This is a genomic window from Acinetobacter sp. M5A5_2a, assembly GCF_053345265.1.
In genome coordinates, this window is sequence record NZ_JBKEZV010000001.1 from 261,285 (window position 1) to 274,832 (window position 13,548).

The window sequence follows — 13,548 nt, forward strand, 5'->3', positions numbered from 1 at the left end:
TAATTCAGAAATCTAGTGAGCATTTTTATATATGCTGTACCTGCTTTCATTCCTTTTGAATGGATTATTTGATCCAGACGGAGACAATTTTGTTTGATCTAGATAGTAGATTACTAAATATTTTTTATCATATTTATCGGTTTAAAAGCGTTTCAATGGCTGCTGATGCTATTGGTCTTACCCAACCGAGTGTTAGTAATGGACTGAACAAAATCCGTCAGCATTTTAATGATCCACTTTTTATTCGTGTTGGGAATGAGATGATTCCAACTGAATTAGCTAAAGAAATCTTTCCACTCATTAGTGAAGTGATTGATAAAGTTGAAAGTATTAATAATTTTAGTGTGAATTTTGACCCACTTACTTCGGATCAACTTTTTACTATTGCGATGACGGATGTATCTCATCTGGTCTTATTGCCGCAATTAACAAACTATTTAAAAGAGAAAGCTCCTTTAATTCGTTTGAATATTCGGCCGATTACTCCAGAAACCAGTTATCAAATGGCAAATGGTGAAATTGACCTTGCAATTGGTTTTTTACCTCAATTAGAAGAAGGCTTTTATCAACAAAAGTTTTTCAAACAACATTATGTGGTGATTAGCTCTAAGAGCCATCCTCGTTTAGATCCAAATAATTTTACTTTAGATGATTATATGCGGGAATATCATATCGATATTGATGCAGGAATCGGTCACTACCACATTAAAAATGAATTACAGAACAAAGGATTAGATAGGAATATCTTGATTCGCCTACCCAGTTATCTAGGGGTGGGCCTAGTCGTTCAAGAAACAGATGCGATCGCAACCGTACCGTATTATTTGAGCCAAGTCTTATTAGTCAGAGAAAATTTACAGATTTTACCGGCACCTCTCGACTTCCCAACTTATGATGTTAAACAACATTGGCATATGTCTTGTCATCATAAAAGTAGCCATAAATGGTTCCGCCAAACCTGTTATGAACTTTTTAAAGTCTAAAAAAAGAAGATGTAAGAAAAACTCCTACATCTTCTGTGTGGTTTGATTTTTAGATTTCAATTGCGACCGCTGTAGCTTCACCACCACCAATACATAGCGCAGCAACACCTTTCTTTTTACCTAGGCGTTTTAAAGCATAGATAAGAGAAAGGATAATTCTTGAACCAGTTGCGCCAATTGGATGTCCTAAAGCACATGCTCCGCCATGTACGTTTACTTTTGCTTCATCAATGCCTAGCTCATGAATTGGCGCCATTGCGACCATTGCAAAAGCTTCATTAATTTCCCAAGCATCTACTTCGTCAACAGACCAACCAGCACGCTCAAGTACTTTTTGAATCGCACTAATTGGAGCAATTGTAAACTCGCTTGGATGCTGTGAATGACTAGAAGTCGCCACAATTTTTGCTAAAGTATTTAAACCATGAGACTGAGCATATTCTTCAGTGGTGAGTACTAATGCAGCAGCGCCATCAGAAATTGAGCTTGAGTTAGCCGCTGTAATTGTACCGTCTTTACTAAAAGCAGGACGTAAAGTTGGGATTTTTTCAAGATTCGCTTTTAATGGTTGTTCATCTTGATCAACAACTTCAACACCTTTACGTGTTTTTACTTCAACAGGAACAATTTCTTCTTTGAAGTAACCTTCTGTAATTGCAGTTTGCGCTTTTTTAAGTGAAGCAATCGCGAAATTATCCATTTGTTCACGTGTAAAGCCTTTGGTGTTTGCCATGTCTTGAGCAAAAGAGCCCATTAATCGGCCTGTTTCAGCATCTTCAAGGCCATCTAAAAACATGTGGTCTTTAATTTCGCCATGTCCCATACGGTAACCACCGCGAGCTTTCGGCAAAATATAAGGCGCATTGGTCATAGATTCCATGCCACCCGCAACAATAATGTTGGCACTACCAGCTTTTAAGGTATCTGATGCCATTAACACAGCTTTCATTGCAGAGCCACACAGTTTATTAATGGTGACTGCTCCTACATGATCGGGCACACCAGCTTTACGCATAGCCTGACGAGCGGGACCTTGGCCTATACCTGCGCTCAGTACGCAACCAAAAATAACTTCATCTACTTGGTCTGGTGCAACACCTGCACGTTTAATCGATTCACGGATTACTGCTGCACCAAGCTCTGGAGCAGTTAAAGAAGATAAACTGCCCTGAAAACCACCCATTGCAGTACGACTACCCGAAACTATAACAATTGAACTCATCTTAATATCTCTTATTGATGTATTTGCTAAATTTGCCTCTAGCCGAAACTAAAGGCGCCAGTAAATTAAAAAGTAGGTGGGGTATAGCTAAGCGTTCTTCCAAAGAACCACAATAAAAATAAAACTAAAGGAAAATGCACGACGAGCTGAGTGACTGTAAAACCAATCACATCTTTTGCTTTTAGTTTTAAAATGCCCAACATTGGAAGCATGAAGAATGGATTGATTAAGTTTGGTAAAGCTTCAGCTGCGTTATAAATTTGTACTGACCAACCCAAATGAACTTTTAAATCATTTGCCGCTTGCATCACATACGGGGCTTCAATGATCCATTTTCCACCGCCAGAAGGTACAAAGAACCCGAGTATGGCAGAGTAAATTCCCATCACAATCGCAAAGGTTTCTTTTGAAGCGATAGAGACGAAAAACTCGGCAACATAGTGCGACAGCGATAAATCTTGACTGTTTAAAGCTTGCGTCATAATAAAAGCGATACTTCCGTACAACGGGAACTGGATTAAAATGCCTGATACAGCTGGAACTGCCTTTGCAACAGCATTTAAAAAGTTTCGTGGCGTTCCATGTAATGCTAGACCTAGCATTAAAAAGACAAAGTTGTAGGTGTTTAGACTTGAAATGGCAATGATTGGATTACTTTTTGAAAATTCAAAAAACATCCAGATTAGACCTAAAGCCACCACAATAATCGTTAAAATAGGCGAGTTTTCTAACCAATCACCCGGACGGGTAGATTTCTCTTCATGTGGCTTTTCTTCTTCAAATTGCACATTAAAACTATCAATCGTTTTAACGTTATCACCTTTTGGAGCTGACCAATACGCGATTGCGATTGAAACAATCACCAGAATAATGGTCATCGCAATTGATTGCCAAAGAAAGATCGTTTCTGTAAATGGAATAACACCGGTCAAATTATAAATCGACTCAGGCAAACTGCTTTTATTCGCTTGAAGCTGTGCTGCTGACGAACTAATTCCCAACGCCCAAGTTGCACCCATACCAATAATCGCAGCCGCTGCGGCAGCACGATAATCCATATTGAGTTCTTTACGTTTTGCCAATGCGATCACCAAAAGTGCAGTAAGGATGGTACTTACCGCCCAATTGACCAGCGAAATTAACAAGCTGACGGTCGCAACCAAAACAATAGCACCACGTCCAGAATTTGGAATACGCGCCATTTTTTGAATCAGGAATTTTACGGGCTTAGATACGGAAACGACATAACCCACAATAATTAGCATGGTCATTTGCAAAGTAAATGGAATAAGACTCCAAAAACCATTACCAAATGACGTCGCTACATCTTGGATTGGAGCACCAATACCCAAAGCGGCAATAGAGACAATAATGACGCCGAGTAGTGCAAAAATATATGAGTCTGGAAACCACTTTTCAGACCAGTCACTAATCCGAAGGGCAAATCTTTCAAAAATTCCTTGCTGTTTTTCCATAGCTGAAAAAATCCTTCTCGTTCTTATTCGTTGACAGCACATCCGGTGCTTAAAAGAGCTAAGACTTAAGCTCACTTTCTAACTTAAGTCTTGTCTGGCTAACTAAAAATTAAAATTTAAGCAACTAAGGTTTTATAGAAATCGACGCCTGTAACAGCTTGAATCTGTTCTAGAGTGACATCTTTAGCAAGTTCAATCAGTTCAACACCTTGTGGGGTAATGTCCATTACACCTAAGTCAGTGATTACGCGGTGAACCACGCCTTTACCGGTTAAAGGTAAACTACAGTTTTTCACAATTTTTGGTGTACCGTCTTTTGCACAATGTTCCATAAGAACTACAACTTTTTGGACACCAACAACTAAATCCATTGCGCCGCCCATACCTTTTACTTTCTTGCCTGGGATCATCCAGTTAGCCAAGTCACCATTTTCGGAAACTTCCATTGCACCTAAAATTGCAATGTTTACATGGCCGCCACGGATCATGGCAAATGACGCTGAGCTTGAGAAAAAAGCAGCGCCAGGGCGAGCAGTAACCGTTTGTTTGCCTGCATTAATTAAATCGGCATCAACAGTTTCTTCAGTTGGAAACTCGCCAATACCCAATAAACCGTTCTCAGACTGAAGCCAAACATTAATATTTTCAGGAATATAGTTGGCAACTAGGGTAGGTAAGCCAATACCCAAATTGACATAAAAACCATCTTCAAGTTCTTTTGCAGCACGTTGTGCCATTTCATTGCGTGACCAAGCCATTTTATACTGCCTCCGTGCTTAAAGTTTTATGCTCAATGCGTTTTTCAGGTGATGCATTAAGTACAATGCGATTTACATAGATACCCGCTAAATGGATCTCATCCGGATCCAATTCACCAATTTCAACAACCTGTTCAACTTCAGCAATTGTAATTTTTCCAGCCATTGCACATTCAGGGTTAAAGTTCTGAGCAGTTTTACGGAAAACCAAATTACCCGCTTTATCGGCTTTATATGCTTTGACAAGTGCTATATCGGCTGTTAAAGATTCTTCTAAAATGTAGTTTTTGCCTTTAAAGGTACGTTCTTCTTTACCTTCAGCAATCAGTGTACCTACGCCAGTTTGAGTATAAAACGCGGGAATTCCAGCACCACCAGCACGTAACTTTTCAGCTAAAGTACCTTGTGGGGTAAGCTCTACATCAAGTTCACCATTTAAATACTGACGCTCAAATTCTTTGTTTTCTCCAACATAAGAAGAGATCATTTTTTTAATCTGTTTGGTTTGAAGCAAAATACCTAAGCCAAAGTCATCTATACCTGCGTTATTAGAAATACAAGTGAGACCAGTTACACCACTTTGTTTAACTGCAACAATCAGTTTTTCAGGAATTCCGCATAAACCAAAACCGCCAACGGCAAGTGTTTGATTATCTGAAATAACATCTTTCAGTGCTGCCTCTGCATTGGCATAAACTTTATTCATTCTATTGTTTTCCTATATCCCTTAGTGGTTTTAGTTTTAGCATCTAGTTTTATGTTATAGAAGTTAATTTTTTAAAAGGATTAATAAGTATAATCAATGAATCGCATCAAATTAACAACAAAAGATAAGAAGCACAAAAGCAAAAAATCTTAAAAAAATCATTTCATAGCATTGAAATTTATAATAATTAAGAAATTCACCTTAGCCGTAAGCTTAGTTCATCCTAAAATACAGTATTTAATTTTTTAAAATTTATATTGAAGCAATGCCTCAATAAATTGAGCTGAAATATTTGAAATTTCAAAGTTCTTTTTATAGACAATTCCAACTGTTTTATGAATAGCTTCGTCTTGTAGCTCAATTAAAACATTATGTTCTTTATCAATGTGAGACGCAAAATGTCTTGGAATTGCACTTACCCCAATTCCATAAGCAACAAAACTTGAAAGTGATGAAATTTGGTGACATTCAACCTTTAAATCGAGCGTTATATTATTTCGTAAACAATTTTGCTCAACCAAATAACGAACAATTGAAGGTTTTTGCAAAGTGACAAATGGGTTAGAACAAAGCTGTTGCCAAGTAATTGATGAGGCTTGGGCAAGGGGATGAGTCTTTGGTAATAGAGCTAAAAAATCTTCTTCAAAAAGCGGTTTAAACTCTAAGCCTTCGGTGAGATCTGGTTCAAAGCAAATACCAAGTTCAAAAATACCATCCTGTACTTTTTCAATGATGGTTTCATTAGGAATATCATGAATTGAAAAATTAAGATTAGGGTGGAGGCTCAAAAACTCATGAATGACTTTAGGCAAAATTGCATGAGTCACAAATGGCATAGAGGCAATACTTAAGGTTCCACGATTAAGCTTAAACCTTTGTTTAACATCATTTTCCATTTCATCCCAATTGGCAATTAATTTTTTTGCATAGGGAATAAGTGATTTACCTTCCTGAGTAAGTTCAACACGGCGTGTATTACGGTTAAATAGTTTCCCACCTAATTCTTCTTCTAGACTTTTGATAGTGAGACTTAAAGCGGACTGGCTAAGATGTAAATCTAAAGAGGCATTGGCATAGTTGAGGGTACGAGCAAGGGCCAAAAAAGCTTTTAGTTGTTTAAGCGTCATTTCGTTCCTTTAGATTACAGTTCCAGCCTAGTGCTGTAATTTATACGAAAATTTGTCTAATAAGATGTTTTTTGACAAAAAATTAAGAAAAAGGAATGAGCAGACAAGCGACTCAACTACTTTAGTAAATTTTCCCAACAAAATTCATCTCTGTTGTTTGCAAAGAATAGAGCCATTCCAACTCCATGGAAAAATAAATGACCTAACCAAATTACTTGAGGAGCAACTTTTAAGCCTTCTAATAAAATAGTTGTTGAATAAATTGCTAATAGAAAGGTGAAGATGATGATGTATGTAACACTCGCTACAAATTTATATTTTGGTGCTAATTGAGGAATTTTATATCCAATCAAAATTTGCATACCGCAATTTATGATGAGCGAAAGTATACCCACAATGACTTGTGGTACCTTTAGATATTCTAAAGATAGTCGTTCGATTATAAAAATAATTTGCCACAGTAGAAACATGCCCAGAGGGTACAATACAAATTTAATCCACATCATATTTTGTTTTCTTATCAAGACTTTATAAGGGTATTCTATTGAATAACAAAGATTAAATAAATACTGTTTTTCAAAAAAACTATATCTCAATATAAAGCTGGTCTTAATTCAATTAAAATATTTGTGAATTTTAAATTCATTAAAACTTAATTTAAAAGATAAATGAGATTATGTAAGGGTAAAATTAATGAATAAAACTATTCTTGGTTTAGTACTGGTGCCACTCATATTAAGTGGCTGTGTGAAAAAAGCTGAAGAAAAACCTGTAGAAAAAACAGAAAATGCTTCAACTATAAAAACGACCGAACAACCCCAAACAAAAGAAAATCAAATTCCTGCAATAATAGCGCACAGTTTTCTCGTGAAGTTTGAACAACCCAAAATTTGTGGGTCTAATCCAGATGTCGAGGGTATTGTATGTACTTCTAAAGAAGCCATTGCACTTAAAAGTAATATTGACTGGATTGATCAAGTAATCGATAAGGAAATCCGTAAAAATTATGCAGATGCTCTTACTCCTGCATCAGAACAGCAAAAGCAGTTAAATCAAACACAAGCTGAGGGGCTTAATAACTGGTCAGATAGTGTGGTTTATCGCTTTAATGGACAGTTTGGTCAATATGTGCAAATTTCAAAAGTTAGCTCAGAATATTCTGGCGGAGCACATGGTATAGCAACTTTTGAAGATTATGTTTTTGACTTGAAAAGCAAAAAACGCATTGGATTAAAAGATATTGTAGTGAATGGAAAAATGAATGCGCTTAAAGATGCTTTATGGAAACAGTACGAATATTGGTGCCAAGAAAATGATATGCAGCCCTTTATTAGCAAAGAGGACTTTAAAGTAAGTGAAAATTTTTATATCAACCAGTCGGGTGGGGTGACCTTTGATTTTCAGCTTTACGAATTGGCTCCATATGCCGCAGGTCCTGTGAGTTTAGAGCTCTATGATACGAATCAGCTGATAAAACCAGATTTTTTACCGCCAATGCCTACTTTAAAAACTGAAATGTAAGAGCAATAAATACTAAATAAATTACTTAGACCACCTTCGGGTGGTTTTTCATTTTCTGAACTGTTAAATTTTACTCATTATTAAAATGGATAATTTCATGAAAAAGATAATTTTATTAGGAGTGGTGGTTTTATTAGGTGGGTGTATAACTCCCGCTACTCAAATGATTAATAATAAATTTAGTGAAGTACAACCTTCAATACCTTCAGTGTCAGGTATATGGACGATTTCGATCGGCCCAAGCATATCAACAATAAAACTTGATTCAGATGGCAATGGAATACTTTGTGACGATACTAATGGGCATGTTGTATTCAACAAAGTTAAATATGCAAATAATATGATTTACATTCAAAATGGTATGGCTCTAGAAGTGAAGCTTCTAAACAAAGATATACTCGAATCTAGAATAACGTTAAGTGCCTCCAATTCAAATATGGTCTACAAAGCCGATAATGACTTAAAGGCAACGTCATTGAAGTGTGCCAAAAAATTATAGATAACAACCTTATAGGTTAGCAGAGGTGTTGACATGATGAAATGTTAGGAAGGCTGGTGCAGAAGTTGATAGGTATTTTATAACTCACGAACTCAAATTTTCTACTAGTAGTTTTTGGAACTAATTTCCCCCTAGGGATTCAGCAATTTTCCAACTTGGGGAGTTATCTTCAGCTACTGGATAAATAAAACAATTGTAAATATGCGTATACGGAGAAGTTTTAAAGCCCATCATCTCGTTTTGAAAGTAGCTCACTATATTTCTTTTTTATCTCATTTTTTAAATAGCAATCTTCAATAATAAGATCTAAGCCGCCGTCATAAGGCGCGATGATTACATTCTTCTCAAAAGAAATAAAAAAAGCACGTGTTTCATCATTAGCAATTTTGACTAATAAATCATTATGAATATTAGGTTCCCACAGCGTTTCAGTGAACATAGGAGTGAAATATAGGTCATTATCTTCACCATCATCAAAATGTTCTGGGTCAATTTTATGCAAGTTTATAGAGGGTACAGCAGTAAAATCATAATTAAGCATAGAAACTTGATCATAGATTGGGATTTTTGAATCACCTATAAAAGAATTTCCTGAAACTATAAAAATGGGTGATCCAGAACTTAAACAGTCATCAATAATATGGTTTTGATGTGTAAGCAATATGTCCATTTGAGTACAGTTATCAGCATATCTTTTTGAATCAGCGAAGCTGTGCAGACGAAGCCAACTATCGGGGAAATAGTATTTAAAGAGATAAGGAATAGGAACTTTATTGAGAAATCTACTATTCAATTTGCATTCAAAATCGTATTTCATTGTTTATTCTTTAATCATTTCATTTTCATAAGGTAGTCTTACATATCGAATAAATTGTTTATCGATAGCTCCATATTCCTTAAAATTTTTACGAGATTCGTTTAAAGATGGAACATTTGCGCCACCTGAAAATTCATGATCTTCTGACTGAACTGGATCATCCTCCCAGAAACACACTGGACAAATATCGTAAGTACCATTAGGTGGCTCGTCTCTGGTTAAATAACTACAACATAAGCATGGGTATTTATTGTTCATAATAATATTAAAAACTCCTTATTTTAAAGTTTTTACTTCAAATCAATAATATTATATCTATAACCCAGCTAGCCAGTAACCAGGAATTGCACAAGCATCAGGAATAGAAGGGGTGACTTGTGTATATTTTACTTCATATAGGCCACCATCTATTGATATCTGTTCACCAATTAAAGCAGATTGACTTGTAAAACCATTTTCTAATTTTCTGCCATAGTATCAAATTTTTAGGTGATAAATCACCTGAAGCAATCCTTTTCGCTAAGCTAGTATAATATTCATTCATCTTGGACAGAGTGATTTTATAATCTACTGGTCCACCTTCATCAATAATCTTAATTTATCTAGAATGACTTCATTAAGAGAACTATTAGTAAATGTATTTAAAACTATATTTTTATATTTCCTTATATTATGGGATTGGACTGGATCTAAATTTTATGTCATTTTAATACTCTCTTTATTTGTATAATATTATTGTTATATAATCATTTTTTAATATCTTTAAAACTTAAAAAAATGAACTTAAAATATCTTTTTTATTGTTTCGCTATGCTCCTAGGTGTATGTACTGTAGGTATGATAGTTGCTTTCAGTGCAAGCTATGCTCTTAACATAATGAATCCTTTCTTCATAGCCTTATTTGGAATAGTAGCATTGACTACTTCAGGTTATATTTTCACGGCTAAAGCAACTGAAAATAGGTATAAAAATGCTCTTTATGTATCAATCATTCTTTCACTCATTCTGGCGTTATTTTCTGTAAGGAAAAATAACGATATTACTAGCATCTTCTCTAGCTTTCTTGCTTTAGTAATAACACTCCAATTTGGTTCTCTGATTCATTATTTAATACACCGTACTAAAAAAACTGTTGTTTAACTTTTAATATCTTTCATAAGACTCAAGATGTAGTTAATACGTCTTCTTGTCCTAGATTGAATGCAGTCTGGATGGCCGAGTCTTTATCGAATGGAAATTTAGTATGGAATAGCTCCATTAGCTGATTATTAATTAGGATTAAATGAAATTTATTATGAAAATTTTAATAAAATTTATCTTAAGCTTTTTATTTTACTTTGCACTAAATACGTATGCGCAAGAAGCTGAAAATTTTAGAGAATTGCAATATCAAAAGGTTAAGTGGATTCAACCTCCAAGCATTAGCATCAGTAATGATGAGCTACAAGGATATGATAGAAATGTTGTGATAGCAGCAGAAACTAATATAAGTGGTAAAATTACAGCAATTAAATTGATGCAAAGCAGTGGGATTAATAGTATAGATTTAAAGTTAATAACCGCAGTGGAAAACGCTAGATTTTCACCTTATCAAGAAAATGGAGTTTTCTATCCAGTCAGATTTGTACAACCCTTCCACTTAGAAGCATCTAGAGAACCTGAATTCGAAGTCTATCCAGAAATAAAAGTAAATGACGAAGATCTGTATGGTCAAAATAGATCAGTATCTATTTTTACAGAAGCTGATGTGAACGGAACTCTAACTAGATCTGAAATTCAAAAAAGTAGTGGGCTTATTAAATTAGATAATTTCGTGCTTGATGAATTTCGTGAACGTGCAAAATTTTTTCCATTAAATGTTAATGGAAAAGCTTATCCTATTCGCAAAACTGTTGCTTATAATTTTCCCTCATCTATTACCTCAAGTGAAGCTGAAAGATATAAAAAGGAGTACCAGTTAAAAATTTTTAAAGCTTGGGATGTTCCTCCTAACTCAGCGGGAACTAGTGCAAGAGTTAGGGTTTTATTAACGGATAAAGGTGAGGTAAATCAAATAATATTTTTGAATGAAGTCTCTAAAGAATTTAAGTTAAGTATTGAGCGAGCGATTAAAAAATCAATTCCGTTTACTTTGCCTGAAAATACTGATGTTAGAAAAATAGCAAGAAACTTATCAATTAGCTTTAAGGCAACATAGTTATTTGATATTAATTTAAAATAAAGAACTCATTAGTGTTTTTTTGAGCTTTTAAATTTTACTTATTATTAAATTGGTTACTTTTATGAAAAAGATTATTTTAACTAGCTTGTTCTTTATTTTATTGGGGTGTGCAAGTAAACCTGTAGAAAGGTTAAATAGAAACTTAGATTTAGATGTTAAAACTCCTCCAAATTTTGATTCAAAAAATTCTTACTATAAGGTTCCTGAATCATTTAAAGTTTATTGGTTAAAAGCTCCATCGCTTACTATTTCGGGAGCAGAGCTTGCAGGATGAAATAGACTTGTGGTTTTAGATGTTAAAGCTGATGAATGGGGAGTAATTACAGAGGTTGTTTTAACTCGAAGCAGTGGGCTAGCAGAGCTTGATGAAAAATCTATGAATGCTGTCAAGTTAGCTAAATTAAAGCCTTATAAAATAAATGGAAAACATGTTCGTTTCGATGTAACTCTACCTCTGCTATTTACACTTGAGAACTAGTCTAATATTAATAAGTTTTCATAAAAAAATAATTTATTTGTTTAATAGAAGGAAAGGCTATTCACATGTCTTTAAATAATTATATAAATTTTTAAACCATGTAGCTGAGTATTTCTTTATGTGACATTTAGTAAATAATTTGTTAAATTGTGTGAACTTTATAACAAACGGTTAAAAACTCATGATGAAAATATTGGCTACAAGTTTAATTGCTTTAAGTTTAATGGGGTGTGCAACATCAAGGGGCTTAATTGAAATACCTCAAGGTCAAAAACTAAATCAATCCCAAAATATAGTAGCACAAGGCAAATCGATTATAGTGAAGGTTGAGGATGATCGAAAATTTCAAGATAAACCCGCATCAGCTGATATTCCATCTTTAAAAGGTGAGCAATCTAATGCAACAGTAGAAGAAAAAGCCCGAGCTGTTGCTCGTAAAAGAAATGGATATGGAAAGGCTTTAGGCGATATCCTTTTAAAGGATGAGACTGTATCGCATTTGGTTGATAAACGTGTTTCTGAAGCATTGCAGCAGTCGGGATATAAAGTTCTTGCTAATAACACCACTAATGAAGCCAATGCCGATCTGATACTCAATATTAAAATTAATAAATTTTGGTCATGGTTCCAGCCTGGATTTGCCTCAATCAAAATCAATTCTGAAATTGATACCGAAATTTTAGATGCCAAACACCCTAATCGCCCACCATTTAAAATCTATAGCAAGGTAACTAGATCAGCACAGGTAGCGAACGAGTCGAAATGGGTAGAGAATATTGACAAAGTACTCAATGACTACGAGGAAAAGTTAATTATTGAGCTTTCTAAGCAAAGTCAGTAGTTTTTATTTAAATCTTTGAAATATATTTAAGTTTAAAAAGCACCCTAGGGTGCTTTTTATGTCTCATCGTTGTTTATTCGCCAGTTGCATTACCATCAAGTGATTTAGAAAAGTAATTAAGTATTCCAAACAACTTTTGTAATAAATTGTGGTAGATTATTAACAATTAAGGTTTTGACAGTATTTTCATGTACCATTGCGGGATTAAAAAAATAAAATCTCTAAGGTAAAATGAAATGAATAAGATAACCCTAATTTTGCTAGCCGCTCTTCTTTTTTGTATTTTAGCGAACTATGAAAGTTTTAACTTATTAAAACCTCAAGAAACTGCCAGTAGTGAAATTAACAAAACTCTTCCCAAAAACTAATCCACCTAAGGGTGGTTTTTTTTATACCCTAAGCTCTTAAATTTTAATTATTAATGATAAAGGGTAATTTTATGAGAAAAACTTTAATTGGAGCTTTATTCTTAACATTTGGAGCCTCGGTAAGTGCAGCATCGAAAATTGAAAAAGAGGAAACAAAAAAGTTTTCAACAATGAAGCAATGTATTGAATGGCTAGATTCTAAATATCCAAATAGCAAATGGCATAAAGACAGAGGTGCCTCGTGGAGTTTAGAAAATGATAATTCAAATTTTTTATCTGGAATTACACATGTTCCTAGTGACGAAAATAAAAAACTGACACATCCAATTGCGATTTATTGCAAATTAAAAGAAACAAGTACCGAAGGTGTCTTCTATGAAGGAAAATATATCGTCATAGAGGCTATTTAGTCTCAAAATTTAATTGAACAAACCTACTCAATGAGTGGGTTTGTTATAGCTGAAGAAAATCAACAAATTCATTTCCAAGAATAATTTCCATATGATTAGCTTGCTAATCAAGTAGTGATTTA

Annotated in this window: 17 protein-coding genes; 9 read left to right on the top strand and 8 right to left on the bottom strand. The window is 34.5% G+C overall.

Features of this window, described 5'->3' with window-relative positions:
- Window positions 1-89: 89 nt before the first annotated feature.
- On the top strand, window positions 90-983 hold the full coding sequence (locus tag ACLBWE_RS01265) for a LysR family transcriptional regulator (protein ID WP_003651675.1): 894 nt from the start codon (window positions 90-92) through the stop codon (window positions 981-983).
- A 49-nt stretch (window positions 984-1,032) separates the two neighbouring features.
- Here ACLBWE_RS01265 and ACLBWE_RS01270 read toward each other — a convergent pair whose 3' ends face one another.
- The 6 genes from ACLBWE_RS01270 to ACLBWE_RS01295 form a co-directional block, all read right to left on the bottom strand.
- Window positions 1,033-2,205: a thiolase family protein gene (locus ACLBWE_RS01270; protein WP_375038466.1), complete on the bottom strand. Its 1,173-nt coding sequence runs from the start codon at window positions 2,203-2,205 to the stop codon at window positions 1,033-1,035.
- Between the two features lie 65 nt (window positions 2,206-2,270).
- Window positions 2,271-3,680, bottom strand: a complete 1,410-nt coding sequence (locus ACLBWE_RS01275; protein ID WP_198308057.1) for a short-chain fatty acid transporter — start codon at window positions 3,678-3,680, stop codon at window positions 2,271-2,273.
- A gap of 116 nt (window positions 3,681-3,796) precedes the next feature.
- The gene (locus ACLBWE_RS01280) at window positions 3,797-4,438 is read right to left on the bottom strand and encodes a 3-oxoacid CoA-transferase subunit B (protein ID WP_035357598.1); all 642 of its coding nucleotides are present in this window, start codon (window positions 4,436-4,438) and stop codon (window positions 3,797-3,799) included.
- A 1-nt stretch (window position 4,439) separates the two neighbouring features.
- Window positions 4,440-5,144, bottom strand: coding sequence for a CoA transferase subunit A (locus ACLBWE_RS01285; RefSeq protein ID WP_447600651.1), 705 nt, complete (start codon window positions 5,142-5,144; stop codon window positions 4,440-4,442).
- A gap of 245 nt (window positions 5,145-5,389) precedes the next feature.
- Window positions 5,390-6,271, bottom strand: coding sequence for a LysR family transcriptional regulator (locus tag ACLBWE_RS01290; protein WP_151744254.1), 882 nt, complete (start codon window positions 6,269-6,271; stop codon window positions 5,390-5,392).
- Window positions 6,272-6,387: 116 nt separating this feature from the next.
- Window positions 6,388-6,777 carry a hypothetical protein gene (locus ACLBWE_RS01295; protein ID WP_447600653.1) on the bottom strand — a complete coding sequence of 130 codons (390 nt, stop codon included), beginning with the start codon at window positions 6,775-6,777 and terminating at the stop codon, window positions 6,388-6,390.
- A gap of 187 nt (window positions 6,778-6,964) precedes the next feature.
- Between ACLBWE_RS01295 and ACLBWE_RS01300 the strand changes: the two genes are divergently transcribed.
- Together ACLBWE_RS01300 and ACLBWE_RS01305 are read left to right on the top strand one after the other, a co-directional pair.
- Window positions 6,965-7,792, top strand: a complete 828-nt coding sequence (locus ACLBWE_RS01300) for an RsiV family protein (protein ID WP_426453748.1) — start codon at window positions 6,965-6,967, stop codon at window positions 7,790-7,792.
- Between the two features lie 97 nt (window positions 7,793-7,889).
- Entirely contained in the window at window positions 7,890-8,291 is a 402-nt protein-coding gene (locus ACLBWE_RS01305) for a J517_1871 family lipoprotein (protein WP_447600656.1), read from the top strand.
- A 220-nt stretch (window positions 8,292-8,511) separates the two neighbouring features.
- Here ACLBWE_RS01305 and ACLBWE_RS01310 read toward each other — a convergent pair whose 3' ends face one another.
- The gene (locus ACLBWE_RS01310) at window positions 8,512-9,108 is read right to left on the bottom strand and encodes a DUF3885 domain-containing protein (protein ID WP_447600658.1); all 597 of its coding nucleotides are present in this window, start codon (window positions 9,106-9,108) and stop codon (window positions 8,512-8,514) included.
- A gap of 3 nt (window positions 9,109-9,111) precedes the next feature.
- Window positions 9,112-9,366, bottom strand: coding sequence for a CPCC family cysteine-rich protein (locus ACLBWE_RS01315; protein WP_447600660.1), 255 nt, complete (start codon window positions 9,364-9,366; stop codon window positions 9,112-9,114).
- Between the two features lie 552 nt (window positions 9,367-9,918).
- On the opposite strand from ACLBWE_RS01315, the gene ACLBWE_RS01320 reads away from it, so the two are divergent.
- From ACLBWE_RS01320 to ACLBWE_RS01345, 6 genes are all read left to right on the top strand, one after another.
- Window positions 9,919-10,248: a hypothetical protein gene (locus ACLBWE_RS01320; RefSeq protein WP_447600662.1), complete on the top strand. Its 330-nt coding sequence runs from the start codon at window positions 9,919-9,921 to the stop codon at window positions 10,246-10,248.
- Window positions 10,249-10,390: 142 nt separating this feature from the next.
- Window positions 10,391-11,305: a hypothetical protein gene (locus tag ACLBWE_RS01325; RefSeq protein ID WP_347018300.1), complete on the top strand. Its 915-nt coding sequence runs from the start codon at window positions 10,391-10,393 to the stop codon at window positions 11,303-11,305.
- A gap of 85 nt (window positions 11,306-11,390) precedes the next feature.
- Window positions 11,391-11,603: a hypothetical protein gene (locus ACLBWE_RS01330; RefSeq protein WP_447600664.1), complete on the top strand. Its 213-nt coding sequence runs from the start codon at window positions 11,391-11,393 to the stop codon at window positions 11,601-11,603.
- Window positions 11,604-11,612: 9 nt separating this feature from the next.
- Window positions 11,613-11,807: an energy transducer TonB gene (locus ACLBWE_RS01335; RefSeq protein WP_447600666.1), complete on the top strand. Its 195-nt coding sequence runs from the start codon at window positions 11,613-11,615 to the stop codon at window positions 11,805-11,807.
- Between the two features lie 181 nt (window positions 11,808-11,988).
- Window positions 11,989-12,648: a flagellar biosynthesis protein gene (locus tag ACLBWE_RS01340; protein WP_447600668.1), complete on the top strand. Its 660-nt coding sequence runs from the start codon at window positions 11,989-11,991 to the stop codon at window positions 12,646-12,648.
- Between the two features lie 439 nt (window positions 12,649-13,087).
- Window positions 13,088-13,426, top strand: coding sequence for a hypothetical protein (locus ACLBWE_RS01345; RefSeq protein WP_045432469.1), 339 nt, complete (start codon window positions 13,088-13,090; stop codon window positions 13,424-13,426).
- Window positions 13,427-13,548: the final 122 nt, after the last annotated feature.

Bases quoted from the DNA above. Each gene is read 5' to 3' on its own strand.
- ACLBWE_RS01270 (WP_375038466.1), bottom strand. From the start codon at position 2,205: ATGAGTTCAATTGTTATAGTTTCGGGTAGTCGTACTGCAATGGGTGGT.
- ACLBWE_RS01275 (WP_198308057.1), bottom strand. From the start codon at position 3,680: ATGGAAAAACAGCAAGGAATTTTTGAAAGATTTGCCCTTCGGATTAGT.
- ACLBWE_RS01280 (WP_035357598.1), bottom strand. From the start codon at position 4,438: ATGGCTTGGTCACGCAATGAAATGGCACAACGTGCTGCAAAAGAACTT.
- ACLBWE_RS01285 (WP_447600651.1), bottom strand. From the start codon at position 5,144: ATGAATAAAGTTTATGCCAATGCAGAGGCAGCACTGAAAGATGTTATT.
- ACLBWE_RS01290 (WP_151744254.1), bottom strand. From the start codon at position 6,271: ATGACGCTTAAACAACTAAAAGCTTTTTTGGCCCTTGCTCGTACCCTC.
- ACLBWE_RS01295 (WP_447600653.1), bottom strand. From the start codon at position 6,777: ATGATGTGGATTAAATTTGTATTGTACCCTCTGGGCATGTTTCTACTG.
- ACLBWE_RS01300 (WP_426453748.1), top strand. From the start codon at position 6,965: ATGAATAAAACTATTCTTGGTTTAGTACTGGTGCCACTCATATTAAGT.
- ACLBWE_RS01305 (WP_447600656.1), top strand. From the start codon at position 7,890: ATGAAAAAGATAATTTTATTAGGAGTGGTGGTTTTATTAGGTGGGTGT.
- ACLBWE_RS01310 (WP_447600658.1), bottom strand. From the start codon at position 9,108: ATGAAATACGATTTTGAATGCAAATTGAATAGTAGATTTCTCAATAAA.
- ACLBWE_RS01315 (WP_447600660.1), bottom strand. From the start codon at position 9,366: ATGAACAATAAATACCCATGCTTATGTTGTAGTTATTTAACCAGAGAC.
- ACLBWE_RS01320 (WP_447600662.1), top strand. From the start codon at position 9,919: ATGCTCCTAGGTGTATGTACTGTAGGTATGATAGTTGCTTTCAGTGCA.
- ACLBWE_RS01325 (WP_347018300.1), top strand. From the start codon at position 10,391: ATGAAATTTATTATGAAAATTTTAATAAAATTTATCTTAAGCTTTTTA.
- ACLBWE_RS01330 (WP_447600664.1), top strand. From the start codon at position 11,391: ATGAAAAAGATTATTTTAACTAGCTTGTTCTTTATTTTATTGGGGTGT.
- ACLBWE_RS01340 (WP_447600668.1), top strand. From the start codon at position 11,989: ATGATGAAAATATTGGCTACAAGTTTAATTGCTTTAAGTTTAATGGGG.
- ACLBWE_RS01345 (WP_045432469.1), top strand. From the start codon at position 13,088: ATGAGAAAAACTTTAATTGGAGCTTTATTCTTAACATTTGGAGCCTCG.